The sequence below is a fragment of the Sedimenticola thiotaurini genome (assembly GCF_001007875.1).
GTDB lineage: Bacteria > Pseudomonadota > Gammaproteobacteria > Chromatiales > Chromatiaceae > Sedimenticola > Sedimenticola thiotaurini.
Window position 1 is genome coordinate 3,251,838 of sequence record NZ_CP011412.1, and the last position, 25,442, is coordinate 3,277,279.

30 protein-coding genes and 1 tRNA gene are annotated in these 25,442 nt (G+C 54.9%); 14 read left to right on the plus strand and 17 right to left on the minus strand.

The features are described 5' to 3' along the window. Positions 1-27 precede the first annotated feature (27 nt). From AAY24_RS14970 to fur, 7 genes are all read right to left on the minus strand, one after another. Positions 28-936, minus strand: a complete 909-nt coding sequence (locus AAY24_RS14970) for a TRAP transporter TatT component family protein (protein WP_234422184.1) — start codon at positions 934-936, stop codon at positions 28-30. Beyond that, complete coding sequence (locus AAY24_RS14975) at positions 908-1,282, minus strand: hypothetical protein (RefSeq protein WP_046860360.1); 375 nt, start codon at positions 1,280-1,282, stop codon at positions 908-910. Before AAY24_RS14975 ends, AAY24_RS14970 begins: the two co-directional genes overlap by 29 nt. 109 nt (positions 1,283-1,391) lie before the next feature. Beyond that, positions 1,392-1,697 carry a BolA family protein gene (locus AAY24_RS14980; RefSeq protein ID WP_052761266.1) on the minus strand — a complete coding sequence of 102 codons (306 nt, stop codon included), beginning with the start codon at positions 1,695-1,697 and terminating at the stop codon, positions 1,392-1,394. A 140-nt stretch (positions 1,698-1,837) separates the two neighbouring features. Then, positions 1,838-2,293 carry a hypothetical protein gene (locus tag AAY24_RS14985; RefSeq protein ID WP_046860362.1) on the minus strand — a complete coding sequence of 152 codons (456 nt, stop codon included), beginning with the start codon at positions 2,291-2,293 and terminating at the stop codon, positions 1,838-1,840. A 70-nt stretch (positions 2,294-2,363) separates the two neighbouring features. Beyond that, on the minus strand, positions 2,364-2,927 hold the full coding sequence (locus AAY24_RS14990; protein WP_046860363.1) for an ankyrin repeat domain-containing protein: 564 nt from the start codon (positions 2,925-2,927) through the stop codon (positions 2,364-2,366). Between the two features lie 85 nt (positions 2,928-3,012). Then, positions 3,013-3,342: a DUF1820 family protein gene (locus tag AAY24_RS14995; RefSeq protein WP_046860364.1), complete on the minus strand. Its 330-nt coding sequence runs from the start codon at positions 3,340-3,342 to the stop codon at positions 3,013-3,015. 13 nt (positions 3,343-3,355) lie between these two features. After that, positions 3,356-3,787 (minus strand): ferric iron uptake transcriptional regulator, encoded by a 432-nt coding sequence (gene fur / locus AAY24_RS15000; protein ID WP_046860365.1) that lies wholly within the window; start codon positions 3,785-3,787, stop codon positions 3,356-3,358. 155 nt (positions 3,788-3,942) lie between these two features. Between fur and hisI the strand changes: the two genes are divergently transcribed. Genes hisI through AAY24_RS15015 form a run of 3 tightly spaced genes read left to right on the plus strand, consistent with a single transcriptional unit; the run spans position 3,943 to position 6,561 of the window. Then, positions 3,943-4,368, plus strand: a complete 426-nt coding sequence (gene hisI, locus AAY24_RS15005) for a phosphoribosyl-AMP cyclohydrolase (protein WP_046860366.1) — start codon at positions 3,943-3,945, stop codon at positions 4,366-4,368. Between the two features lie 17 nt (positions 4,369-4,385). Continuing rightward, positions 4,386-5,165 carry a hydroxyacylglutathione hydrolase gene (gene gloB / locus AAY24_RS15010; RefSeq protein ID WP_046860367.1) on the plus strand — a complete coding sequence of 260 codons (780 nt, stop codon included), beginning with the start codon at positions 4,386-4,388 and terminating at the stop codon, positions 5,163-5,165. A 58-nt stretch (positions 5,166-5,223) separates the two neighbouring features. Then, positions 5,224-6,561: a dihydroorotase gene (locus AAY24_RS15015; RefSeq protein ID WP_046860368.1), complete on the plus strand. Its 1,338-nt coding sequence runs from the start codon at positions 5,224-5,226 to the stop codon at positions 6,559-6,561. Positions 6,562-6,613: 52 nt separating this feature from the next. On the opposite strand, the gene AAY24_RS15020 is transcribed toward AAY24_RS15015, so the two are convergent. The 4 genes from AAY24_RS15020 to AAY24_RS15035 all read right to left on the minus strand — a co-directional run bounded on the left by AAY24_RS15020 (position 6,614) and on the right by AAY24_RS15035 (position 10,459). Further along, a complete protein-coding gene (locus AAY24_RS15020; RefSeq protein ID WP_046860369.1) occupies positions 6,614-7,465 on the minus strand; it encodes a 6-carboxytetrahydropterin synthase in 852 nt (283 codons plus the stop codon). 166 nt (positions 7,466-7,631) lie between these two features. Beyond that, positions 7,632-9,665, minus strand: coding sequence for a methyl-accepting chemotaxis protein (locus AAY24_RS18615; protein WP_082117172.1), 2,034 nt, complete (start codon positions 9,663-9,665; stop codon positions 7,632-7,634). Positions 9,666-9,821: 156 nt separating this feature from the next. Continuing rightward, a tRNA-Thr gene (locus AAY24_RS15030) sits at positions 9,822-9,897 on the minus strand. A gap of 130 nt (positions 9,898-10,027) precedes the next feature. Continuing rightward, on the minus strand, positions 10,028-10,459 hold the full coding sequence (locus AAY24_RS15035; RefSeq protein ID WP_046860370.1) for a Fur family transcriptional regulator: 432 nt from the start codon (positions 10,457-10,459) through the stop codon (positions 10,028-10,030). 147 nt (positions 10,460-10,606) lie between these two features. On the opposite strand from AAY24_RS15035, the gene AAY24_RS15040 reads away from it, so the two are divergent. The 7 genes from AAY24_RS15040 to AAY24_RS15075 are packed head-to-tail and all read left to right on the plus strand — an operon-like array spanning position 10,607 to position 17,508. Beyond that, a complete protein-coding gene (locus tag AAY24_RS15040; protein ID WP_046860371.1) occupies positions 10,607-11,131 on the plus strand; it encodes a GspH/FimT family pseudopilin in 525 nt (174 codons plus the stop codon). An 8-nt stretch (positions 11,132-11,139) separates the two neighbouring features. Then, positions 11,140-11,583 (plus strand): type IV pilus modification protein PilV, encoded by a 444-nt coding sequence (pilV, locus tag AAY24_RS15045; protein ID WP_052761373.1) that lies wholly within the window; start codon positions 11,140-11,142, stop codon positions 11,581-11,583. A 3-nt stretch (positions 11,584-11,586) separates the two neighbouring features. Further along, entirely contained in the window at positions 11,587-12,573 is a 987-nt protein-coding gene (locus tag AAY24_RS15050; protein ID WP_046860373.1) for a PilW family protein, read from the plus strand. After that, positions 12,570-13,118: a pilus assembly PilX family protein gene (locus AAY24_RS18620; protein ID WP_052761269.1), complete on the plus strand. Its 549-nt coding sequence runs from the start codon at positions 12,570-12,572 to the stop codon at positions 13,116-13,118. Before AAY24_RS15050 ends, AAY24_RS18620 begins: the two co-directional genes overlap by 4 nt. A gap of 17 nt (positions 13,119-13,135) precedes the next feature. Further along, a complete protein-coding gene (locus tag AAY24_RS18980) occupies positions 13,136-16,690 on the plus strand; it encodes a pilus assembly protein (protein WP_199930393.1) in 3,555 nt (1,184 codons plus the stop codon). A gap of 9 nt (positions 16,691-16,699) precedes the next feature. Beyond that, on the plus strand, positions 16,700-17,059 hold the full coding sequence (locus AAY24_RS15070; RefSeq protein WP_046860375.1) for a hypothetical protein: 360 nt from the start codon (positions 16,700-16,702) through the stop codon (positions 17,057-17,059). A 2-nt stretch (positions 17,060-17,061) separates the two neighbouring features. Further along, positions 17,062-17,508, plus strand: coding sequence for a type IV pilin protein (locus tag AAY24_RS15075; protein ID WP_046860376.1), 447 nt, complete (start codon positions 17,062-17,064; stop codon positions 17,506-17,508). A gap of 65 nt (positions 17,509-17,573) precedes the next feature. Here the strand turns inward: AAY24_RS15075 and ispH are convergent, their stop codons facing one another. From ispH to AAY24_RS15090, 3 genes are read right to left on the minus strand one after another with little or no spacing between them, the layout of a single operon-like run. Further along, positions 17,574-18,515 carry a 4-hydroxy-3-methylbut-2-enyl diphosphate reductase gene (gene ispH, locus AAY24_RS15080; RefSeq protein ID WP_046860377.1) on the minus strand — a complete coding sequence of 314 codons (942 nt, stop codon included), beginning with the start codon at positions 18,513-18,515 and terminating at the stop codon, positions 17,574-17,576. Between the two features lie 18 nt (positions 18,516-18,533). Beyond that, positions 18,534-18,980 (minus strand): FKBP-type peptidyl-prolyl cis-trans isomerase, encoded by a 447-nt coding sequence (locus tag AAY24_RS15085; RefSeq protein WP_046860378.1) that lies wholly within the window; start codon positions 18,978-18,980, stop codon positions 18,534-18,536. 49 nt (positions 18,981-19,029) lie between these two features. Beyond that, positions 19,030-19,581 carry a cob(I)yrinic acid a,c-diamide adenosyltransferase gene (locus AAY24_RS15090; protein WP_046860379.1) on the minus strand — a complete coding sequence of 184 codons (552 nt, stop codon included), beginning with the start codon at positions 19,579-19,581 and terminating at the stop codon, positions 19,030-19,032. A gap of 179 nt (positions 19,582-19,760) precedes the next feature. On the opposite strand from AAY24_RS15090, the gene AAY24_RS15095 reads away from it, so the two are divergent. The 3 genes from AAY24_RS15095 (at position 19,761) to rimO (ending at position 22,099) form a co-directional block, all read left to right on the plus strand. Then, on the plus strand, positions 19,761-19,955 hold the full coding sequence (locus AAY24_RS15095) for a hypothetical protein (protein WP_199930394.1): 195 nt from the start codon (positions 19,761-19,763) through the stop codon (positions 19,953-19,955). Positions 19,956-20,429: 474 nt separating this feature from the next. Next, entirely contained in the window at positions 20,430-20,768 is a 339-nt protein-coding gene (locus AAY24_RS15100; protein ID WP_046860381.1) for a hypothetical protein, read from the plus strand. Positions 20,769-20,779: 11 nt separating this feature from the next. Next, on the plus strand, positions 20,780-22,099 hold the full coding sequence (rimO, locus tag AAY24_RS15105; protein WP_046861360.1) for a 30S ribosomal protein S12 methylthiotransferase RimO: 1,320 nt from the start codon (positions 20,780-20,782) through the stop codon (positions 22,097-22,099). A 47-nt stretch (positions 22,100-22,146) separates the two neighbouring features. Here the strand turns inward: rimO and AAY24_RS15110 are convergent, their stop codons facing one another. Then, positions 22,147-22,353, minus strand: a complete 207-nt coding sequence (locus AAY24_RS15110) for a YgaP family membrane protein (protein WP_046860382.1) — start codon at positions 22,351-22,353, stop codon at positions 22,147-22,149. A 116-nt stretch (positions 22,354-22,469) separates the two neighbouring features. Between AAY24_RS15110 and AAY24_RS15115 the strand changes: the two genes are divergently transcribed. Then, a complete protein-coding gene (locus AAY24_RS15115) occupies positions 22,470-24,035 on the plus strand; it encodes a bifunctional aminoglycoside phosphotransferase/ATP-binding protein (protein WP_046860383.1) in 1,566 nt (521 codons plus the stop codon). 75 nt (positions 24,036-24,110) lie between these two features. Here the strand turns inward: AAY24_RS15115 and AAY24_RS15120 are convergent, their stop codons facing one another. Together AAY24_RS15120 and dusA are read right to left on the minus strand one after the other, a co-directional pair. Beyond that, complete coding sequence (locus tag AAY24_RS15120) at positions 24,111-24,470, minus strand: cupin domain-containing protein (protein WP_046860384.1); 360 nt, start codon at positions 24,468-24,470, stop codon at positions 24,111-24,113. Then, on the minus strand, positions 24,467-25,435 hold the full coding sequence (gene dusA / locus AAY24_RS15125) for a tRNA dihydrouridine(20/20a) synthase DusA (protein ID WP_046860385.1): 969 nt from the start codon (positions 25,433-25,435) through the stop codon (positions 24,467-24,469). Before dusA ends, AAY24_RS15120 begins: the two co-directional genes overlap by 4 nt. Positions 25,436-25,442: the final 7 nt, after the last annotated feature.

A 25,442-nucleotide genomic window follows, 5' to 3' on the forward strand; every position in this document is an offset into this window, starting at 1 on the left:
CTGACTGCCTATTTTGCCACACCAGAACTAGAAGTACTCATCCTTTAGGAGCTGTTCTGCCTGCTGTTTTGCCAGGATGTTGCTCAGGGTCAGGTCGGGGGCCTCGGCGGGAGCCGCCAGCACCTCCGTCAGCAGCCGGTCATGCAGGGACTGGTCAAACACCAGTCGGGCATAGCGTCGGGCATACTCCACCTTGGCCATCAGGTCGCGTCCGTCTGAATAGGCGATTGCCAGCTCGAAGTGCTGTTTGCCGATTTCCGGTTTGCCACCCATGGAGGGCGGCAACTGGGAGTGCATGACGGCCAGGTAGAGTTGGGCCCGGCCATGATCGTAATCCGGTACCCGGGCAACGACCCGTTCCAGCAGGTATTCCACCTTGGGCAGGTCCGCCAGGGCACTCCAGTCGTCGCTGCGGGCTGCGATCCAGCCGGCCCAACTGGTGGCATAGACGTAGAGCAGGCCCAGGTCATCAGGGGCGATACGGTCGATGGTGGCGGTGAATTGATCGAAGCGGGCATCCGACTGTGCGCATATCGCCCCATAGCGGGGACAGAAAGCCCGCTGAGCGTACTCCCATGAACGCTGAGTCAGGCGCTTGATCCGCACCGGTTCCCGGATTAATCCGCTGGCGAAGGCGCCATAGAGCCGGGCCCCGGCCATCAACAGGGTCTGGTCCCGGGGGGTGTCACGGATCATGCTGTCCAGTAGCAGCAGATAGGCCGGCGCGCCATCGCGCACAATATCCGGGTCGTTCTGGTTCAGCATGGCGCTGGTCAGGTTGGCCGCCAATCGCTCCCGGGATAGGGAAGCGCAGCCGGTCACCAGGGTCAGCAGCAGCCCGATAACCAATAGCCGATACAGGGCCCGGGATGCAGCCGGTGATTGTGGTCTGGGGGGAAGCACCTGTTCAGCGATGGCTTTTGTTGACCTGCTCAATATGGTGCACCCAGTTGCGCAGTGCCGTACCCAGGCTGGATCCCCCGTGTCGTCGGCCACGGAAAGTGCCGAAGCAGCGCTCGGACCGGATATCGTCAGGTCCTTCCAGGCGGGTGGAGCCGATGTTCAGCAGCACGAAGATGAGGAACACATCCAGCACCAGCAGGAGTATCACCGCCGGACCGCGCAGCAGGACGCTTTCGTGGGTCCAGTGAAAAATGCCGGCCTGGTAATCGATGACGAACCAGATGGTGGTAAACAGCAGGACGACGGCCAGGAGTGATGAGAGATCGGCAATCCGCTCATGGTTGCGTGCATAGCCCTTGATTCTTGAACAGATCGTCATACCCATCCCCCGCTCTTTATTATGGTTTACCGAAAGTAAGGAAAAACCGGGCAAAGTGCAAGCCGGGGTCTGGTGTTGGGGCGGTCGGCTGACCGCCTCCGCACCGATATTACTTGGATCCGCCCATGCAGGGCGGGGATTTCGGGAACGAGCCGCCCCGCGCTTCCCACTCCGCCGGTGTCATGGTGTGCAGTGCCAGCGCGTGCAGACTGCCGGAAAAGAGGGGTTTGGCCAGACTGTTGATCTTGCGGTGACGGGCTACCAGGGATAAGCCCTCGAACTGGTCGCTGACCACCACGATCTTGAAATGGGACTGGGCATCCCTGGGCACATTGTGCATATGGGTTTCATCTATCACTTCAAGATGTTGCGGATGCAGGGCATCCGTAATCAGTGCGCTTAATCGGTCTCTCATTATGGCCTGCCTGATGTTCGTTGCGCGGGCGCTCTATTCTCTTGAATAGACGCCCGTCCGGGATAAGTTCACCCGGTGGATCATACACCTGGGGGGCGTCAGATAATCAACGGCAATAGCGGGGTTTTGCGCCGCCGCTGCTACTCCGCCAGAAACGCCTCGGTAAGCCTGTATTGCCTGTCGGCCTCGTTTTCCACTTCACCGGAGTCACTCTCGATCATCAGGCAGTTGTTGGCCATACGTGCCTGTATGGCAGCTTTCCATGCCGCATTGAAGTTCTCCCCTGCCTGGTCTGCGGGCGTCAGGGCTGCGGCGCAGGCGGCAGCGGCGAAATGCTCTGCCTGCAGGCCCCAGTCGGCGTCCCGGCCGCAGGCGGTATAGGTTTTGGTTGCGATTGACTTGGCCACTTTGTAGGCGTCTTTCAGCTCCTGCTCGGAGCTGTCCGGCGCCAGGGCTGTCTTCAGCACCGCCGCCAGTCGCGGATTATCCAGTGAGCCGGACACGCGCTCGCTGTACCGGGCACCCAGCTGGCGCTGCTGCGTTGCAGATAGATTGCTCAAAGCCGCCTTGAATTCCTGGTCATTGCTGATCTTCATAATGGGTCTCCCTTGCCATGGCTGTCAGGTGTCACGGGTCGGCGCCACCCGGATATGGTCTGCGCCGATCTTATGAACGGTCCAGTAGTTGAATTACCTCGAGGTGCTGCTTTTGTTCCGCCCAAGAACGGGCGGTCTCGCCTGCAAAATCGGCCAGATCGGGGCGGGCACCCCCCTCGATCAGTGCCTTGACGCTCTCCAGATGGCCCCGTTTGGCGGCCCAGATCAGTGCCGTCCAGCCTTTGGTGGCCTCCTGTATATCGGGATCGGCGCCCCGCGCCAGCAACGCCCTGACCAGCTCGGTGTGGTTGTTCGATGCCGCCAGCATCAGCGCGGTGTAGCCGCCGTTGTCGACCAGATTCATGTCGGCGCCTGCCTCGATCAACTGCATGGCCGCCTCGGTGTGTCCGTAGAGTGCCGCCTTCATCAGTGGCGTCCACTGGCAGCTGTCCCGGCTGTCTACCGGCGTCTGAGCCGAAAGCAGGGCGCTAATCTTCTCTGTGTCTCCCTGTTCGGCGGCAACAACCAAGGGCGGGATGTCGGTCTGCTCGGCAGTGTCGGGCGAACAGCCCGCCAGCAACCACAAAGCGGCCAACAGCAGAAAGTGAGTAATCAATAGGTGCTTCGAGTTCATTTGAATCACCGAACATTATAATTATCTTATATTGACTGTCGGTGAGGCCCGTCGACAATGATTAATCTCAATAAATCATTGATCGCTAGCTTCCCGGCCCCTTGTCTGGGCGCAGATACTGATTGGGAAATGGGGTGATATTGGCGTTGCCGTCCAGATCCATGATCTTACATTGGCCACGTTTTTCCACCTCGTCCACCCGGATTACTGCGTGCATCGGAACCAGGGTGCGGCTTACGCCACTGAATTCCGCTTTCAGCTTCTCTTCGGCGGGGTCGATGACCAGGGTGCTGGCCTCGCCAAAGATAAGGTTACGAATCTCCAGAAAGCCCAGCACATCAGCCTGTCCGACAGACTCGGCATAGAGTTGGTAGACTTTGCCCTGGTTGATGAAGGTGATTCTGAATATGCGCATGTAATTCTCTGAGCTACTTCTCTGGCGGCAGCTGCCGGCACTTTTCACAGAGTCCGTAGAGGGTCATGTTGTGCTCTGCCATCTCGAAGCCGGCCTGCTTGGCGACCTCGCTCTGCCTGGCTTCGATGATATCGTCATGGAACTCCCTGACCACACCACAGCGTACACAGATGATGTGATCATGGTGATCGCCTTCAGCGATTTCAAACACCGCCCGGCCCCCTTCGAACTGGTGGCGCTTGACCAGGCCGGCCTGTTCACACTGGGTCAGCACCCGGTAGATGGTGGCGACGCCAATATCCTCATCATGCTGAAGCAATATTTTGTAGATGTCTTCGGCGCTGGCGTGTTGCAATTCACCCTGGCTCAGGATTTCCAGGATTTTAAGTCTCGGAAGGGTGACCTTGAGTCCGGCCTCTTTTAGCTTTGCTGTGTATTCGGTCACTGCTTTGATTCCTGCTCAAGTAATCCGATTATCAGTATACCACTCCGGTTCCTGATAAGGCATTAATCACACTCCGCAGGCGCGGGGTACAGGAATTCCTCTCATCGGTGGTATGATTTCCCTGCGAAGCCTAGGTAAACCGATGAGATCAGAAAATGAAAGCGAGTGAAAAGTTCAAGCTGGGTGAGAGCCTGCCCTTGAAACAAGTTCTGGATACGCTCCCGTACAACAGCGATGGCCTGATACCGGCGATTGCCCAACAGCACGATACCGGAGAAGTGCTGATGATGGCCTGGATGAACCGGGCTTCGTTGGATGAGACCCTGGAAACGGGGCGGGTCTGTTACTGGTCCCGCTCACGTCAGAAGTTCTGGCGTAAAGGGGAGTCGTCCGGCCAGATACAGCAGTTGAAGGATATGCGCTTCGACTGCGATGGCGATACGATTTTACTCCTGGTGGATCAGACCGGCCCCGCCTGCCACACTGGTCGCCGCAGCTGTTTCTACAATGCGGTGCGTGGTGACCGGGTGGAGGTAGTGAGCGAGCCACTGATCGATCCGGAAACGCTTTACGGTAAATAATCGACGGAATTTAGGCTATGTTGGAAGTTACACCAGTCAAGGCATTCAAGGACAACTTTATCTGGATGCTGCACAATCCAGGCAGTGAGACGGCGGTTGCCGTTGATCCGGGCGAGAGCGCACCGGTGCTTGCCTGGTTGGAAGAGCGCGGCTTGCGTTTGAGCGCGATCCTGATTACCCATAAGCATATCGATCACACCGGCGGAGTGATGGATCTGCAGTTTGCTTTTCCGGGTATTGCGGTTATGGGGCCGACCCATGAGGCGATACGGGGGATCAAGGTTAAACTAAAGGAGGGTGATCAGCCGCAGATACCGGGCCTGGATGTAGATTTTACGGTGTTGGAAATACCCGGACATACCGAAGGCCATATTGCCTACTACGGAGAAGGTAAGCTGTTTTGTGGTGACACCCTGTTTTCGGCCGGTTGCGGCGGTATCTTTGGAGGTACCCACGAGCAGATGCATGCATCGCTGCAGCGAATCGCGGCGCTGCCGGCGGACACGCTGGTCTATTGTGCCCATGAATACACCCTGGAAAACCTGGGGTTCGCCAAGTGGGTGGAGCCGGAAAGTACCGCTATCCTGGAGCGTGAACAGGAGGCGCAGGCGCAACTGTCCCGGGGGGAGAATACTGTACCCTCCACGTTGCAGACAGAGTTGGCAACCAACCCGTTCCTGCGGGTGTCCGTACCTGAAGTGAAGGCGGCTGCTGAACGCTATGCCGGACATGAGCTGTCCAGCGGTGCCGAGGTGTTTACCGCCATTCGTCTCTGGAAAGACCGGGAGTACGATTAGTCTCTCCGGATTGGCGGGAACTCCAGAGCTTTCATTAACCCGACAGATCGAGTAATCAATGGCCGAGCAAATCCTGATTAAAAATGCATCCATGGTGAATGATGGGCAGATTCTCGAAGGGGATCTGTTAATCCGGAATGGCCGGATTGAACAGATTGCCCCGGAGATTTCCGTACCGGAACAGGCCCGGGTGCTGGATGCGGAGGGTCATACCCTGATTCCGGGTATGATCGATGATCAGGTCCATTTTCGTGAACCGGGAGCCACCCACAAGGGGGATATGTACAGCGAATCCCGGGCGGCGGTGGCGGGTGGTATCACCAGTTTCATGGATATGCCCAACACCAATCCCCAGACCACCAATCGGCAGGCACTGGAGGCCAAATATGCGCTGGCGGCGGACCGGGCGCTGGCCAATTATGCCTTCTACCTGGGCGCCACAAACGACAATCTGGATGAGATAGTCGCCCTGGACCCGAAACAGGCCTGTGGGGTCAAAGTGTTCATGGGGGCTTCGACCGGTAACATGCTGGTCAATAACGAAGCGGCACTGGAGGCGATCTTCCGGGATGCGCCGGTGCTGATTGCTACCCATTGTGAGGATACGCCGACCATCCAGCGGCTGGAAGAGAGCTATCGGGACAAGTACGGCGAGGATGTACCCATCGAGTGCCACCCGCTGATCCGCAGTGCCGAGGCCTGTTATCTTTCATCCTCCATGGCGGTGGAGCTGGCCAAAAAACATGATGCCCGGCTGCATGTGCTGCATCTGACCACGGAACGGGAGATGGAGCTGTTCCAGCCTGGTCCGTCGGATGGCAAGCGGATCACCGCCGAGGCCTGTGTCCATCACCTCTATTTCGATGACCGCGATTACGCCCGCAAAGGGAGTTTTATCAAGTGCAATCCGGCGGTAAAGAGCGAATCCGACCGGAATGCGTTGCGTAAAGCGCTGCTGGACGGGCGGATCGATGTGGTGGCGACCGATCATGCGCCCCATACCCTGGAGGAGAAGCTCAACAGCTACTTCAAGGCACCTGCCGGACTACCCCTGGTGCAGTGGGCGCTGCCGATGATGTTCGAACTCTATCATGACCGACTGATCAGTCTGGAGCAGCTGGTGGAGAAGACCAGCCACGCACCGGCGCGCCTGTTCAATGTCATGGAGCGTGGCTATTTGCGGGAAGGCTATTGGGCCGATCTTACCCTGGTTGACCTGAACAGTCCTACCCGGGTGGAGCGCCGGGATGTGCTCTATAAGTGCGGCTGGTCGCCAATGGAGGGTGAGCGGCTGCGATCCAAGATCATCGCCACCATCGTCAATGGTCAGGTCGCTTACCGGGGTGGCCGGGTCAATGATGCGGTGCGGGGGCAGCGGCTGGAGTTCGACCGCTGACAGGCTGTGGAAAAGTGATGCCGGCCCGCCATTTCAGCCAGGCAGGCCGACATCAGCTGTAGCCGATGGCGCCCTTGTCCACACCTTCAAATGCTTCAACCCGAAAATGCGCTTCCGGATGCTCCTGTTTCAGGGTGTCGGCGATATGCTGGGCCAGATTCTCCACCGTGGTGTCGCTGTCCACCAGATAGCAGCGCTGGCTGGGCAACTCCAGGCTGAAAAGTCCCTGATTGGCCGTGTACCCGAATCGGTAGAAGGTCTGGTGGGTCCGTTGTATGGTCGCTTGCAGGTCGCTGCGGGTGGCGATGTAGATATCCCTCCAACGGTCGGCCCAATCCGCCTCCAGGGCTTGATCCCGTGTCCCATTCCGGTAGATCACGATGCGCGAGCGATGGCCGTGGGCGATACGCTGACAGTTTCCCCCGTGATGCTTCAGTCCATGACTGTAGCGATACCAGGCGCCTGCAGTGGAGTCTGCGTAGAGCCTTAAACGCAACTCCTGAATATTATCGGGCAACTCCCGCTGCAGCTTTTCCATCATGGCCTGAATCAGGCTCTGTTCATTGATCGTCTCTGACTCGATCAGGGTTACGGCACTATTCGGGCTGCTGTGCAGCAGGGTTTCACCCGATGTCAGTTGAAAACGGATATCGCAGCGGTGCTCCTGCTTTTCGGTCTGGCAGCCGCTGTATTGGGCCGGTACCAGCAGGCGGTGGTCAAACTCCAGGTCGATACAGCGTTTAACCTGCTTTTTCACTTCGCTGAAGTCAAGCACCATGCCCTGGTGATCGAGTGAACCGTCCAGTTCGATATCCACCAGCCAGCTTTCGCCCAGCAGGCCGGCGACGGGATCAAGGAGGGAGAAGTCTATAACCGTCAGCCGGTTAACGAACAGTGTGGTCATGGATGGTTGTGGGTCTGCCCTTGGAGGTCGAGCATCTTTGCAGGCTTTGCCCGTTGAGGCAAGCCCGCACGCCTCGCCGACTCAGGCTGATCCAGCGATGTTCACTGGATTTCTACCGGCCAGCCGGTCTGGGTGGGGCATCTCTGCCCACATGGGTGAACGGGGGTTAGTCGTCGGCGCCTGAAGAGATTTTGAACTGCCGGACCACCTGCTGCAGTTCCCGGGCCAGCTCTCCCAGGTGTATGGTGGTGTTCATCGACTGCTGGGAGAGGGTGGCGGTGCTCTTGCTGCCCTCGCTGATCGAGATAATGGACCGGTTGATCTCTTCAGAGACGGCGCTTTGCTGTTCAGAAGCAGAAGCGATTTGCAGATTCATGTCGTTGATGGTTTCGATGGCGGCATTGATCGCCTCCAGGGATGCACATGCGTTGTTGGCTTGTTGAACATTCTCCTCGGCAGTGCTGCACCCTTTCTCCATGGCGTCTACCGCCTGGTGGGCGTTCAGCTGCAGATTATGGATCATCTCCTCGATTTCGCCGGCGGACTCCTGGGTACGGTTTGCCAGGTTGCGTACCTCGTCGGCCACGACGGCAAATCCCCGCCCCTGGTCACCGGCCCGGGCTGCCTCAATAGCCGCGTTCAGGGCCAGCAGGTTAGTCTGTTCTGCGATGCCTTTGATCACATCCAGCACACTCCCTATGCCTTCGCTGCTTTTCTCCACCTGGCCGATGATGGTGGCCGCATTGGTGATTTCGTCATGCAGGGACTGGGTTGATTTGGCGGTCTGTTCCATGGTCAGACGGCCATTGGCAGCCTCACCCGTAGCGGAGCGGGTGGCCTGGGAGGCGTTGACTGCGTTGCCGGCCACTTCACTGATGGTGGCGGACATCTGATTAATGGCGGTGGCCACCTGTTCGGTCTCCTGTTCCTGGGCCAAAATCATGTTGCTGATATTACGGGCACTTTCGGTGGTTTCGGAGACCGCGTTGATGACCTCGCCGGTGGCGCTGGCGGTGTGTTGTACCAGTGCCTGAATCTTGTCGATAAAGGTATTGAATGATTGCGCCAGCTGACCGATCTCATCCCGGGTGCGGCAGGTCAGGCGGCGGGTCAGATCCCCTTCCCCATGGGCGATATCATCCAGGGCATGGACCACTTCGCCCAGTGGTTTACAGATTGAACGGCCGATTAACCAGGCCATTAACAGGCCCATTAGCAGGCCGACAACCATCAGGATGGCGACGGTCAGGGTGGTCCGGCTGGTCTCATCAATGAGGTGGCCGTTGGTTTGGCTGATCGCGTCGGACTGGAGTGATTCCAGGGCAATCAGCCTATCGTCAATTTCTTTGAACAAGGGGGTCGCTTCGCTACGTACCAACCAGGCATCGGTGCGCCATTGATCACCACCGTGAATCGCCATCATTTTAGTGATGTTGGTCTTGTAGGTCGCCAACTGCTCCCGGAACTGCTCCAGTGAATCGGCCTGATCCAGGGTCAGCTCATCTTCGTACTCGAATAATTGGTCCACCAGTTGTTCAGTCCGCTCCAGGTAGAGATCGAGATCGTTAATCACAGTGTCGGAGCGGAACGCCAGATAACCCCGGATGCTGCTCATCACGTTGCTCCAGGCGTAACGCAGATCGCCGAACAGGGTCAGTAGAGTACGTCGTTCGGGGGTCACATCCTCTTCCTGTTCAGCAGCGATCATTTGCGAAGTGAGCTGCACCATCACCCGGCTGGTGGGGTTCAGATCGGAGTTGGCGAAGGCGATACCGGGAAAATTCTTCTCATAGCTGGTGGCTGTCTCCAGCAGGCGGTTGCCAAGGCTGCGAAATCGCTCCAGGTCCGTAGCGAGTCCTTCCACCAATGCGGCAGACTCCTCGTCTGAAGCGACCGCCTTGAGTGCTTTGAGTTTTTTAACCAGTGTTTCAGAGTGTTCGAGTCCCTGCAGAAAACCGTTCCTGTGATCCTCCTCCCGGGTCGACAGAAAGAAGCCGAGCGCGCTGGCGGTCTGGTGGACGCTGGCGGAGAGCTCCTTGGAGAGCAGGGCAGTTGGCTGCCGAACCTGTACCATCTCTATGACAGAACGCTCCATGTTCTTCAGGCTGGTCAGGGTCTGGATGGAAATGGCCGCTATGATAATCAGCAACGCGGCAAAACCTATCCAGATTTTGTGACGGACTTGAAGAATGCTAAACACGAAGAAATCCCCCTGAAGAATCTTGATGATTCATTTGGCTGGTCCGGCTTTCAGCGCCGAATCTCTGTTATGTGAGGAGTTCTAACGGCAGGAATTGCGGGAACTTTAATTCCACCGGGCGGCTATAACCGCATGAGAGATATGGTTATTGGGGGATGGAGCCACCCGCCGGAATCGAACCGGCGACCTCATCATTACGAGTGACGCGCTCTACCAACTGAGCTAGGGTGGCGTATTCAGGGTCTTCCGCCGCGCTGGAATAGGGCATAGCGGATAAGGGATCGGGAGTATAAAGAAATGTTGGTCCGGGCACAAGCCGTTACTGATCCCGGTAAGTGGCTGGAAAATAGGCGGTTTCGGGGTTACTTCTTTGGTCTGATCTGAACCACCAGTTCAACGCCACTGATTTCCGTACCTGCTGGCGGCATCGCATCCAGGTTGATCTGGATCGCATCGTCGTCAATATCGCAGATCTCCTGGGTTTCAGTATTGTAGAAGTGGTGGTGAGGATGGGTGCTGGAGTCGTAGAAGGCCCGTTCCGGATCGACGAACAGTTCCCGGATCAATCCCTTGCGGGCAAACAGGCCGAGGGAGTTGTAGACCGTGGCCTTAGAGACCGGACGTCCTGTCCGGTTGGTCAGTTCAAGTACCTGATCAGCGGAGAGGTGCTGCGGGCGCGCCAGTATGGCGGACGCGATCTTGACCCGCTGAACCGTGGGGCTGATGCCATGGCTACGCAGCAGGTGTACGATTTTCCTGCGCTGTTCACTTTGCTTGAGTTCGTTCCGGCTCATAGGTTTAACATTATAGACGTTGGTTGTTTTTTAAGTCCAATCCAAAATTTTGACGCCTGTCATCTGATCGGCCGTTGGTCGGACAGGATTGACCACTTGTCCTTTGATAGATGAATTTCTCAACCAGGACCTGCTATACGTTCAGATATGAAAAGAAAAGGCAGCAAAAATTCGGGTTTTACCCTGATCGAACTAATGATCACTATCGCTGTGGTAGCCATACTATTAGCTATCGCTGTTCCTTCTTTCACCTCCATGTTGATTAATAATCGCTTGAACACGCAGGCCAATGAGATGGTCGCCCTGTTTGCGCTGGCCAGGAGTGAAGCCACCAAGCGTGGTGCCGAGGTGCGTGTCGCGGCGCAGGATGCCAATGACTGGACAAAAGGTTGGAACGTGCTTGTAGATGATAATAAGGATGGCGACTTCAATGACGCTGGAGACGTTTTGAGCGTTTTGGCGCCATTCCCGAAATCCACGGTGGTTGCGGGTGGCAGTAACAGTCTGACTATTCCTGGTGTGGTTGTATTTGATTCTCGTGGTGCTCTTGTGCCCAGGGGAGATGTGTTCTCGATGGTTATTTCTGATCCGGGCTGTACGGGGGATCAAAAAAGAACTCTGATTGTTTCAACGACCGGCAGACCTTCAATTACGCGTTCCGCATGTCCGTAGGCGACCAGATGAATACACTCAAGATAAAAAAGCATCAGCAGGGCTTTACTTTAATAGAAGTAATGGTTTCTGTTATTGTTCTGGCGATTGGCCTGCTTGGAATGGCCGGGCTTCAGACTGTTACGCTGCAAAACGGCCAGAGTGCCTACATGCGTTCGCAGGCTACCATTCTCGCTTATGACATTATGGATCGCATGCGGATCAACCGTGATCAGGCAATTAATGGATCCTATGATCTGGCGCTTAACGCAACCCCATCAAGTGGTTCGGGTGTCCACCAGCAAGACCTGACAGCTTGGGTTGCTGACCTTGCTGAAGCGCTCCCTGCCGGTGACGGTTCAGTGGATTGTACGAGCGTTTCGGGTCTTTGTTCGATTGTCGTCCAATGGGATGATACGCGTGCAACAGAAGGTATTGCTACGCAACAAGTTAATATTACCGCCAGGCTGTAATCTATGTATAGAGATCTAAAAGAACAGGGCTTTTCCCTCGTTGAGTTGATGATCAGCATGGTGTTGATGCTGCTTATTATGGCTGCTGTTCTCAGTCTTTTTGTATCGTCAAAGGCGGTTTATCGTACTGACTCGGAGTTTGCAAGGATTCAGGAAAATGGCCGTTATGCTATAGACGTTTTACAGCGAAGTATTCGCATGGCTGGTTACTCAGGTTGCCGTACCTTAATGAGTATCGCGCCAACAATAATAGCAAACAACCCGCCCGATTTTGCCTCAATAGAAGATGCCATAGAGGGGTGGGATTCTGGGTCTGGATGGGCCAATCCTACCGGAATTGCTCATGTGGCTGGTACCGATGTGATCCGCGTTAATTTTGCAGCGGGTGTTGGAACTAAGCTTGATGGAGATATGGCTACCAATAACGCAAATATCGTGGTCAATGGTAATCCTGACCAGTTGCAGGCTGGTGATCTTGTCTATATTACTGATTGCCAGAGCGCGGATCTTTTTCGCGCCACCAGCGTCTCTCAGAGTTCGGGGCAATACACTATCGCCCACGGTAGTTCGGCCAATACAACAGATAACCTTTCAAAGGCTTACCCAGAGTCAGCGCAGTTGATGGCTTTTGAATCATCGCTTTATTTTATTGGCCTGAATCCAAGTGGTATTCCCGCGCTTTACTGGCTTGATCTTGACTCAGCCAATCCAGCCGTCGAGTTGGTTTCGGGCGTTCAGGATATGCAGTTGATCTACGAGGTGGATACAAACGGGGACCTGGTTCCTGATGATTTTCGCGATGCCGGTGCCGTCACGGATTGGGGGTCGGTACTTGGGGTTCGAATCGGCATGCTGCTAAGAACCGAGAATAATGTCGGCGCTGAAGCCCAGGCAATCACATTTAATGGCGTTGATGGAAATCCTTCTGGGGATTTACGTTTGCGGAAAGCTTTCTGGTCATCTGTCGGAGTCAGGAATAGGCTGCCATGAGAACAATACGTGAAATTACTCTTGATACACAGCAAGGCACGGTACTGGTCATTGTTCTTGTGATGTTGTTGGTGATGACCCTGATTGGGGTTTCCGCGATGCAAAATACGGCTCTTGAAGAGCGGATGGCGGGGAACTTCGCTGATCGTAACATGGCGTTTCAGGCAGCAGAATCGGGATTGCGTGATGCCAGTGAGTGGGTTCAGAGTTTCCTGGTCAAGCCCACTGCCACGTCAGACGGCTCCAGTGGGATTTGGACTGCCGGTACTATTGCTGCTGATCCAGCTGACTCTCAGTTTGATTGGGCGTCGAAAGGTTTTGATTATGGCGATAAGACCAATAACAACCCCAATGAATTTAGTTTTCATTATGCCGTTCCCTCTTTTGTTGTCGAAGAGACTGCTTTTATACCGGATGGACTAGATCCTGAGGCGAGAGCGAAAGGGCAAGGTGTTAATTATTACACCATATCTTCGATAGGCCGAGGCGGCTCCGATAGTGCGGAATCGGTTTTGCAAGTCGTCTACGAAAAACGCTTTAACTGATGTCACCGGAGAATAAGATGGAGACCAGTCTATATAAACATTTCTCAACGGCGCTTGTTACCTGTTTGCTGACCGCTATTCCCGTCATGCATATACAGGCGGCGCCTGTTGATGTCAGTGACGCCCCACTTTATGTAATGCAGGGTGTGGATCCCAATATTATCCTGACACTGGATGATTCCGGCAGTATGTATTGGTCCTTTATGCCTGACGGGATCTCTGGGAAAAAGAATACTAAACGTGCCAAGTCATATGTTTACAATAAAATGTACTACAACCCGAATGTCACCTATACGCCACCTGTCGATCATGATGGCAACTCACTGGGTGATGCTTCGTTTACTTCGGCTTGGAATGATGGTTACAACCAGGGAAACACTTGTACAGTAAATCTCTCCAACCATTACCGGCCAACTTGGTATTATGGGAACCATTGTGACAGTTACAACTCTTCAAATGAGTATGCGCACAATTCTACAGAAGCCGCCTATTATTACCTGTTTGATAGCACCAATAACAACTGTAATGGGCAAACTACAGATGATGACTGCTACGATAAAGTGGTAGTGAGTAGTACATCCGGACCTGGGGGGACGGATGAAACCACCAACTTCGCCAACTGGTACTCCTATTATCGTAAGCGCATATATGCGATGAAGGCTGCAGCTTCTCGTTCGTTTGCCAACCTGAGCGACGATTTCCGCCTTTCCATGCAACTGATTAATGATAGCTCCTCCAATGCTGTTAGCCAAGCCACGAAATTTGCAGGTACGCAGCGTACAAACTTTTACAACTGGTTGTTCAATGTTGACGCTACTGGTAATACGCCACTACGTCGCGCAGTTTATCGTGCCGGAGAGTACTTGAGTACAGCAGAGCCATATCGCGATGATCCGGCGGATGCTTCTACTCCGGAAAGAGAGTGCCGCCAAAACTTTCTTGTGCTGATGACTGATGGTTATTGGAATAGTGCAGCTGGTGTGAGCGGTAACAGAGATAACCAGTCGCATACGTTGCCTAACAATAGCATGAACATTACCAGCTATACGCCTGCTGCACCTTACAAGGATAATAATTCAAGCTATTTGGCCGATAACACTTTTTATTACTGGTATCGTGATCTGCGGCCATCTCTTGATAACAAAGTGCCTCCCCATATTGTCGATAGCTCAACAGATATCAACAATGACGGCAGCGTTGATGATTTCGATCAGTTCTGGAATCCAATTAACGACCCTGCTGAATGGCAGCACATGGTTACCTATACCATCGGCTTGGGAGTTAACGGCAATCTCTCCTATCCGGCGGATTACGCAGATCTTTTAACTGGTGTCAAAAGCTGGAGTAGTAATCAGGTGGATGATCTTTGGCACGCAGCAATAAATAGTCGCGGCAAGTATTTCGCTGCTGATGATGCGGACACGCTGGTGCAATCGTTCACAGATGTGATCCAAAACATTATTGACCGAACCGGTTCTTCTGCTCCAGTTTCGCTGAATATGGGCAGTATTACCTCGAATACCATGCTCTACCAGGCACGTTTTGAGACCTCTGGATGGGCCGGCCATCTAATTGCGAGTAAAGTTTCCGATGGTAGCAACTGTGGTAGCGTGCCGATTGGTGATATCTGCTCACCTGAGTGGGATGCAGCATGCCTTCTTGATGGAGGTGTCTGTGCCGCCAACGGGGTCAGTTATACTCCTAAATCGCCTGATTTACGTCATATTATCACCGTCGATAATGCTAATGGTTCTGGCATAGGATTCCGCTGGTCCCAATTATCCAGTACTCAACAGGATATGCTGAAAGATCCTGATGGTCCCCTTGGCCCGTTGCCAAACTCATCGGATCAGTATGGAATGGATCGGCTTGATTTTTTGCGCGGTGATGACACAAATATAGCGGCAAACGGAGGGGGTTTTCGTAATCGTACGAGCAAACTTGGCGATATCATCTATTCCAACCCTACCTACGTAGGGGCGCCGAGTCGTTATTACCAGTCGTCATCTAGCTTTCTCGAGGCATCTTCTTACCCGACATTTAAAACCGCTTATAGCGGCAGGGATGAAATGGTTTATGTTGGTGCGAACGACGGAATGCTGCATGCATTTGATGCGATAAGTGGTGATGAGAAATTTGCCTTTATCCCTAGTGAGGTTTTTTCCAATCTGTGGCGTTTGTCGCTTACTGACTACTCTCATACCAACTATGTAGATGGCCCGATAGCAGAGGGTGATGTGTTCTACAATAATGACTGGCATACCGTTCTTGTAGGTGGATTGGGGCTTGGTGGACAAGGTTTCTACGCCCTGGATATCACCGACCCGTCCAGTTTCAGTGAAGCTAATGCTGCCAATATGGTGCTATGGGAGTTCACAGATGCAGATGACCCGGATTTGGGCAACAGTTTCGGTAAGCCGGCTATTGTTCGTTTAAATGACGGTTCATGGGCTGCTGTATTTGGGAATGGTTTCAATAATACTGAAGGCAATGACGGAAATGTCAGTGCTACCGGTAATGCTGTGGTATTTATTGTGGATATCGCCACCGGTAATGTGATTAAAAAATTGGATACCAACACGGGCAAATCAAACGACCCAACGGGTAATTCAAGACCGAATGGGATTGTGGATGTGCGTCCTGTTGATTTGGATGGTGATTCAATCACTGATCGCCTCTATGCAGGTGACCTGTTTGGAAATATGTGGGTATGGGATCTGTCCAGTTCTAATAAATCTCAATGGGCAGCTGCATATGGTAACGGAGTTCCCCTGTTTACTGCGGTGAACGACAGTGGCGATGCGCAACCAATTACAACTGCACCGCAAGTCGATCTCCACCCCTTGGGAATGGGTGTTATGGTCTATTTTGGTACCGGTAAGTATTACGGAACGGGGGATTTGGTTGATACTTCCACCCAGTCTTTCTATGGGATCTGGGACGCGATTAATAGCGTCAATAATATAACTCCAAAGATAGGTGCCCAGCGCAATCAACTTCTTAAACAGGAGATTATAACTGTCAATCTTACCCAGTTTGCCGGCTATGATGCGCGTATTGTCTCTGATTACCCGATTCGTTGGGATGATTATTCAAGTCCCACTGACTCCGATGAGGTGTTGGGTTGGTATATGGACCTTCCTGAATCTGGTGAACGGGTGCACCAAACGCCAATCATTCGCAATGGAAATATTATTTTTGTAACAGCGACTCCCTCTGATGATCCCTGTGAGTCCGGCGGCACGAGTTGGCTGATGGAAGTCGATGCGGCCAGTGGCGGTCGTTTACAAACCACTCCGTTTGATTATAACAATGATGGTGTGTTTTCGATTGATGATTACGTACAGGCAAGTGTTGATATTAACGGAGATGGGTCGATTGATTCTGGTGACGTAGCGCCTGGTAGTGGTATTCGTATCGATAACGCGGGTATCTATACCACCCCGGCTGTTGTACTGCATCCCGATAATGTCTCTGAGGATAAGATTATGAGTACCTCGACGGGTGCTATCGAATCAGTTCGTGAGAATTCCGGGCTTAATCAAGTGCGCTCCTGGCGTGAACTTCGATAGGTGGAAGTTATGAAAAGCAAACTGATCAAAGCAACGCTCTTTATTGCTGTCTTGGCTGTAAGCTATGTATCGCATGCCCAAGAGAATGAGCAGGCTGACAACAGGTGGTTTCCGGGGCTTTACCCGATGCCAGCAGTGATCGATGAGATAACACAAGGTAATAAAACATTTGTAGCTAACGATACGGTTTTTACGTTCTCAGAAAACATGCTGGTGCGTAACCGGGGTGGTGGAGTGTTGTCGCGTAGTGCGCTGAAAAAAGGGCTGGGCGTCACTATTTATATTTCTCCGGCTGCCATGGAGGCGGAAGAGTTAGAGTTCCCGATAACAGCTCTGGGAATACTGGTTACCGGAGAGGTACGGAGATAATAATGAGCAAGCAAAGCGGATTCACCCTCATCGAATTAATGATTACGGTAGCGATTGTCGCGATTCTGGCGGCAATCGCCTACCCGTCGTATACGGAGCAAGTCAAAAAGGGGCGCCGCGCCGATGCCAAGGCTGTACTGAGTGAGGCGAATCAGTGGATGCATCGTTATTATTCCAATAATTTTAGTTTCACTGCGGGTGCTGGTGTTACCCCTTTGCCTGCTGGTTTGCAAGAATCACCGAAGGATACGGGTGACAAGTTTTATGATATTGTACCGTCGCTTGTTGGTGGGGATCCCCAGACATTCCTTTTAACGGCAACGCCTAAGGGAGCCCAGGCTGGGGATGGAATGCTCACTATCGACAATCTTGGTAACAAAGGGTGGGATAGAAATAATAATGGTGCTATTGATGGTGATGAGGGCTGCTGGGAAAAATCATGTAATTAATTGGCATGATAGTTTGTTTCTAGTAGGCAGATAGAGTAGGTATATTTTTATGCACACGTCTTTAGCTACTGTTCTGTCAATTGTCTCGGCAGGGAAAAGGTCACATTCTCCTCTTGTCCGCTCAGTGTGCGCACCGAGTTGGCACCACGCTCCTTGAGCTTTTCTATCACTTCATTCACCAACAGGTCCGGAGCCGACGCGCCAGCGGTCAGGCCAATCATTTTGATGCCGTTCAACCAGCTTGGATCGATATCATCGGCCCTGTCTATCAGGTAAGCCGGTGTATCCGATTGCAAGGCCAGCTCCCGCAGTCGGTTGGAGTTTGAACTGTTGGGCGAGCCCACAACCAAAACTAAATCGCACTGCTTGGCCAACTCTTTGACCGCATCCTGTCGGTTCTGGGTGGCGTAACAAATGTCGTTCTGTTTTGGGCCCTGTATTTTTGGAAAGCGGGATTTCAGTGCTGCGATAACTTTGGCAGTATCATCCATTGAAAGGGTGGTCTGGGTGACGAACGCCAGATTGTTTGGGTCCTTGATCTGCAGCCCCGCCACATCATCTGCAGTGACCACCAGGTAGATACCGCCCTGGCCGTCCCGCGTTCGATATTGACCCATGGTGCCTTCCACTTCCGGATGACCTCGATGCCCGATCAGGATCACTTCATGGCCGTTTCTGCTATGCCGGGCCACTTCCAGATGGACCTTGGTGACCAGAGGGCAAGTGGCATCAAACACCTGTAGCGTGCGTCGTTCAGCCTCTTCCCTGACAGCTTGCGGAACTCCGTGGGCACTGAAGATCACAGTGTTGTTTTCGGGGATCTCATCAAGTTCGTCGACAAAGATAGCACCTGCCTGTTTCAGGCTGTCGACCACATAGCGATTGTGCACCACCTCGTGCCTGACATAGATTGGAGCGCCATATATCTGCAGTGCCCGTTGTACGATCTCGATGGCGCGATCGACGCCGGCACAGAAACCACGGGGATTGGCGAGCAGAATTTCCATGGGAATATTGGTCCGGTTTTATGGGTTGTTAACGCTGATAATCTGTACGGTAAAGACAATATCCTGGCCAGCCAGCGGGTGGTTAAAGTCGACCTTGACCTGCGACTCTTCCAGTTCTCTGATAATACCGGCCAGTTCATCACCTGCGGGTGTGGCAAAGCTGACCACCAGCTCCGGTTCCAGTTCCATCTCCGGAGGGAATGAACTGCGGGGCATAAAGTAGGACTTCTCCTGATCATGCGGGCCGAAGGCGTGTTCCGCCTCCAGGATTACTGACTGTTTATCCCCCGGTTTCAGGCCATAAAGGGTTTTCTCCAGATTCTCTGCCAGATTGCCGGTGCCCATGGTCAGGGTAACCGGCTCCTCCTCAAAGGTGCTGGTTATTACCGTGCCGTCACAAAGTGCGATGGCAAAGTGCAAGGTGACTTCGCCATTGCTGGTGATTTCCTGTAGTGCTTCAGTCAAGGTGGTGATTCTCTTATTCTTTAACTTAAATGGGGGTGATATGGTGGCGTTAAATATCCTTGCGCCAATAGACCTCGTTACCACCATCTTGTCGTGCGAGCACGCGCGCGATCACAAATAACAGATCCGAAAGTCGATTGAGATATTTCAGCCCGGTCTGGTTGACCGCTTCGTTTTCATCCCGGGCGAGTTGTGTCAGACGCCGCTCGGCGCGGCGGCATACCGCACGGGCGTGGTGACAACTGGCGGCCAGCCGGTTTCCTGCGGGCAGGATGAACTCCTGCAAAGGAGGCAGGTTTTCATTCAATTTATCCAGCTCCTGTTCCAGGTCAGTCACTGATTGGTCACTCATCAGGTTGTGTCCGGGCATGGCCAGTTCGCCACCCAGGTCAAACAGGCGATGCTGGATTGCGGTCAACAGCTGCTCGATCTCTGCTGGCGGACTGTGGGTAATCAGGATGCCGATCAGACAGTTCAGTTCATCGATAGTGCCGATCGCTTCGATACGAGCGCTGTCCTTGTCGACGCGGCGACCGTCACCCAGGCCGGTGGTGCCTTTGTCACCGGTGCGGGTATAAATCTTGGATAATCTGTAGCCCATGTTCAATATCTTTGGTGGGAGAAAAGAGAAAGTATAACAACTGGGAGAGTGGGCGTCTTGGATAGTACTGTGATCGGTTTAGTGCTGGGTGAGGGAAACATCTATTCGAACTATTGCATTATTTTCAATAAGGCGTATGATTTTTTTAATCCAAAAAATCACCTATGTTAGATAAGATCATGATTATTAAAAATAATACCCGTTCATCGATCCTTCCTGTTTACGAGGTCAAAGAACTCAGCATGGAGGAGGCGCTGCTGGTGCTGGCTGCGGACAAGGAGTCGATGCGGCCACAGATGCCTCCAGAGACCGGTGATTCGGTGCGGCATTGCGCCTGGTCGGGGTTGGCCTCAGCTGACTCAGCCGCCGCCTGACGGGGCGGGGCGATGTAGCCGGGAAAACAGTTCCTGGGTTACCAAGAGATAGCCGACTACCCTGAGCAGAACAGCAGTACTGGCATACTGGAGGATAATACAGATGCCCGGGAGGCTGTTGCACACTTTACTGAAACCGCATAGCTTACAATTCTTCAATTAATCCCCCGGACTGCATCAGCTTTACGCTCGCGTCGCTCCATAACGGGGGCGGTTGACCAGACACTCCGTGTCATCCTCTCGCATCGGAAGATGTTCCTAATCAACGATAAAATCTGTCCTTAAATAGACCTTATTGATTGGTTTCAACTGTGTTCCGGGTAAGCATGGTTAATGCAATCTGCAGGGATAGTTGCCGTAATGGCTAAGTCCTTAGCTGCTACGGGGCTATTATCACCAGCCTGATGGGGTAGAATTGGCAGCTTGTTACCGCTGAGCGGTAAAGCAGAGCAGAATTGTAGTGAGGAGTATGACATGCTGATCGAAGGCCCTATGAATATCACCATATCCGATCCAGCCGACGGTCAGGGCAAGGTATTGGTTATCGTGTTCACCCCGGAGTTCCAGGCCCTCTCCCTGGAGGAGCAGGGCGTGCAGTTCCAGGACTACATGCGCTTGTTGGCCAGCCATATTGAGTCCAAGGATAAGGTTGATGAGCGAAACCGGGCGGGCATGGCGATTATCTACCAGTTTGCCGAACAGCTCCTGCCCCATATCCTCAGTGGCGAATTGGCCCTGGAAGAGCGGATTGTGCTCCAGGTGCGCCATGAAGGCCAGGCGGTTGCGCTGACCGATCTGCTGGCCCGTCACTGAGCTTGATCGGCATGAACAACCCGGCTCCCCAGATCGGTTTTGTCAGTCTTGGCTGTCCCAAAAATCTGGTTGACTCCGAACGTATCCTTACCCAACTGCGTGCCGAAGGGTATGGTATAGCCCATAGCTACGCGGGAGCCGACCTGGTGGTGGTTAACACCTGCGGCTTTATTGATGCGGCGGTGGAAGAGTCGCTGGAGACCATCGGTGACGCACTGAATGAGAATGGCCGGGTCATTGTGACCGGTTGTCTCGGTGTCAGGGAGGACGAGGTGCGCGCTGAACATCCCGGTGTATTGGCGGTGACCGGACCCCACGCCTACGAAGCGGTGATGGCGGCGGTACATGACCACTTGCCGGCCCCCCATGATCCCTATACCAGCCTGTTGCCACCCCAGGGAGTCAAGCTGACCCCCCGTCACTACGCCTACCTGAAGATCTCCGAAGGGTGCAATCACCGCTGCACCTTCTGCATCATCCCCCAACTGCGGGGCGATCTGGTGAGTCGTCCGGTCGGGGAGGTGGTGCGGGAAGCCGAGAACCTGGTGAATGCCGGGGTGCGGGAGCTGCTGGTGGTTTCTCAGGACACCAGCGCCTACGGTGTGGATCTCAAGTATCGCAGCGATCTGGTGGGTGGAAAAGTTCTCAAGACCCGGCTCAAGGAACTGGCCACCGCCCTGGGCGATCTGCAGGCCTGGACCCGGCTGCACTATGTCTATCCCTACCCAAGCGTGGATGATCTGATTCCGCTAATGGCGGAAGGCGTCATCCTGCCCTACCTGGATATGCCCCTGCAGCATGCTGACCGCACCATTCTGCGGTCGATGCAGCGTCCGGCCGCCAGTGAAAAGGTGCTGGAGCGGATTCGCCGCTGGCGCCAGATCTGCCCCGATCTGACCCTGCGCAGTACCTTTATCGTCGGTTTTCCTGGCGAAACCGAGGCGTCGTTCAACGAATTGCTGGCCTTCCTGCAGGAGGCGCGGCTGGATCGGGTCGGCTGCTTCACCTATTCACCAGTGGCAGGAGCCACCGCCAATGCCTTGCCGGATCAAGTACCGGAGTCACTCAAGCAGGAGCGGTTGGAGCGATTCATGGCGGTGCAGGAGCAGATCAGCCGGGAGCGCCTGGCGGACAAGGTCGGCAGCCAGACGATTGTTCTGGTGGACGGAGTGACCGAAGATGCAGTGATCGCCCGCAGCTACGCCGATGCGCCGGAGATTGATGGCAACGTGCTGATTGGTGGTGGCTGGGATCTGGAACCGGGGGATTTTGTTGAGGTGAAGATCACCGGCTCGGACGCACACGATCTGTACGCGGAGCCGGTGATATAGCCGGATGGGCGGAACGAAACCCATCCGTCATCCGGTAAATCAGCAGATCAGGCGGTTTTAACGCCCAATGCCTTGAGAATATTGCCAAGCGGGCAGAAGCCGGTAAAGGCGGACTGGAACAGGTTCAGTCCCACAAAGGCGGTAAACCAGAGCCAGTTGCTGCTGTGGAACAGGGGGCTCTTCTCCCAGCCGAGTGCCAGGCTGAGCAGAATGAAGAAGCCGGCAAAGGCGAGAATCATGCGATCAACAGTCATGTTATACCTTCCTCTAACGCAATTTGTCTGACCGGAGCACCTGAATGGGCCCGGAAAAATGAAATGACATTAGCATATTCTAATATTATGTCAATTAACCCAAGGAGCTACGCAGCTTGAAACCGTTGAATGATCACGCGCGACTGGTGGCGGGTTTGCGGGAGCCAGCCTGCTGGCCGGATGGTATCGGACCGGATCAGGTGATCGAGACCCATATCTCCACGGTCTTACTGGTGGGTCACTATGCCTACAAGATCAAAAAGCCGCTGGATCTCGGTTTTCTCGACTTCTCCACCCTGGAGCGCCGGCGTCACTTCTGCGAGGAGGAGATCCGCCTCAACAGCCGCCTGGCCCCGGATGTCTACCTGGAGGTGATCCCGATCGGCGGCACCCCCGATGCTCCCGAACCCTTCACCACCGGCCCCGCCATCGAGTATGCGGTGCGCATGCGTCGTTTTGATCAGTCCGGTCTGTTATCGGAACATCTGGAGCTGGTGACTCCCGGCTTGGTGGATCAGCTGGCTGAACGGCTGGCCCGCTTCCATGCCGACGTTGATCGGGCGCCTGTGGATGCCGACTGGGGAGATCCGGAAGCGGTGGAGGCACCCATGCGGGAGAACTTCCTGCAACTGCGGGAGTTGATCGGGGAGAGCGAGGCACTGGACCGGCTCGCCGACTGGACCGAGTTGGAAGCGGAAAAGCTGGCGCCGCTGCTAAGCGAGCGCAAGGCCGGTGGTTTTATCCGCGAATGTCATGGCGATCTGCACTTGGGCAATATGGCACTGGATGGGGATGAACTGCTGATTTTTGATGGTATCGAGTTCAATCCGGCACTGCGCTGGATTGACGTGATCAGCGAGCTGGCGTTCCTGCTGATGGATCTGGATGAGAAGGGTTTGCAGCCGCTGGCTCAGCGTCTGCTCAACCGCTACCTGGAATTGAGTGGTGACTATGCCGCGCTGCGGTTGCTGCGCTTCTACCAGGTCTACCGGGCCATGGTGCGGGCCAAGGTGACAGCGATCCGTCTTGCCCAGCCGGATATCCCGGCAGAAGATCAGGCACAGCTCACCGGCGATCTGCATAACTATCTGCAGTTGGCCCTGGGCTACACCGGGACGAAACAGGGCGCACTGGTGATTACCCACGGTCTCTCCGGCTCCGGTAAGAGCACCCAGACCCTGGCCTGTATCGAACAGCTGCCGGCGTTGCGGGTCCGGTCCGACGTGGAACGCAAGCGGCTGGCGGGCATGGAGAGTGACCAATCCAGTGGTTCCGCCCTGGGAGACGGGATCTACCGGGCCGATTTCTCGGCACGCACCTATGGGCGACTGCTGCAGCTGGCAACACAGATCATCGGTGCGGAGATGGTGGCGATCGTGGACGCCACTTTCCTGCGCCGGAGCGACCGACAGGCTTTCCGGCAGCAGGCCCGGGCCCTTGGTGTCCCTTTTCTGATTCTCGACTTCCGGGTGCCCGAGTCACTGCTGCGCCAGCGGGTCAGGCAGCGCCACCAACAGGGCGGTGATGCCTCCGAGGCAACCCTGGATGTGCTGGAGCGGCAGTTGGTTAGCGCCGAGCCGTTGTCCGGGGATGAGCTTAAACAGGCACTGGCTGTTGAGAGTGATCACTTACCCATGGATGAGTTGCGGGACCGCCTGCAGCACGGTGCCGTGGAGCTGTAGCGGCTCAACCAGCTGAGTGGCGATGTAACCCGCTGTGCCCAAAGCGATCGATTTTTAACAAGGACCGACCCGTAGTCACTCCAACAGTTCGGTGTCTTCGTGCCGGTAGGCTGGGGCGCAGCAGCAGAGGATCAGCAGGTCATCGGTACCCCTGTTGCGGATGGCATGGGCGGTACCGGGTGGGATCAGTATGCTGTCCCCCGCTTCGACCGGGAACTCCTCGTTTCCCAACCGCATCACGCCCTCTCCCTGGGTGATGTGGTAGATCTCCTCGCTTTGAAGATGCCGGTGTAAGTGGGTGGTTACTCCCGGTGGAACAGTGGCTTCGGCCAGACTCTGGTTTTTCACTGCCTGGTGATCCGGGTGCAGCAGTTCACGGATCAGGGAGCCGTCCTTGGTGCGGTAAGGGGCCAGTGACTTTTTTGCAGTGATCATGTCGCCGGCACCTGCCGGGCCGCTTCCCGTATCACCTCGGGGGTGGCACCCGCCCGGTGCGCATTCTCACTGATGTGCCGGCGCCACGCCCGGGCCCTTGGCTGGCCCTGGAACAGCCCCAGGATGTGGCGGCTGATCCGGTTGACCGGTGTGCCGGCGGCGTGGGCCCGTTCGGCGAACGGCATCAGCTGTTCAATAATTTCATGCCGAGTGGGGATCGGATGCTCATCGCCATACAGGCGCCGATCTGCCTCCGCCAGTATCCAGGGATTCTGGTACGCCTCGCGACCGATCATCACCCCATCCACATGCCGCAGCTGCTCCTCCGCCTGGTCCAGGCTGGCGATTCCACCATTGATAATGATCTCCAGCCGGGGGAACTCCTGCTTGATCCGGTATACCCGATCGTAGCGCAGTGGGGGGATCTCCCGGTTCTCTTTCGGGCTGAGGCCGCTGAGCCACGCCTTGCGGGCGTGGATAATAAAGGTCTCACAGCCTGCCTCCGCCACCGTGGCGACAAACCGGGTCAGGGCTTCGTAACTGTCCAGTTGGTCGATACCGATGCGGTGCTTGACCGTCACCGGCAGCCGGGTGGCGGCGCGCATGGCGGCCACCCCCTGTGCGACCAGTTCCGGCGTGGCCATCAGGCAGGCGCCGAAACGCCCCGACTGCACCCGGTCGGATGGACAGCCCACATTCAGGTTCACCTCGTCATAACCCCACTGCTCCGCCAGGCGGGCGCAGGCCGCCAGTTCGTCCGGATCGCTGCCGCCCAGTTGCAGGGCCAGCGGGTGTTCCGCCGGATCAAAATCGAGGTGGCGCGGCTGGTCCCCATGCAATAGCGCACCGGTGGTCACCATCTCGGTATAGAGCAGGGTGTGACGGGAGATCAGGCGCAGGAAGTACCGGCAATAGCGATCAGTCCAGTCCAGCATGGGGGCAATGCAGAGGCGGCGGTCAATCATTGGGTGT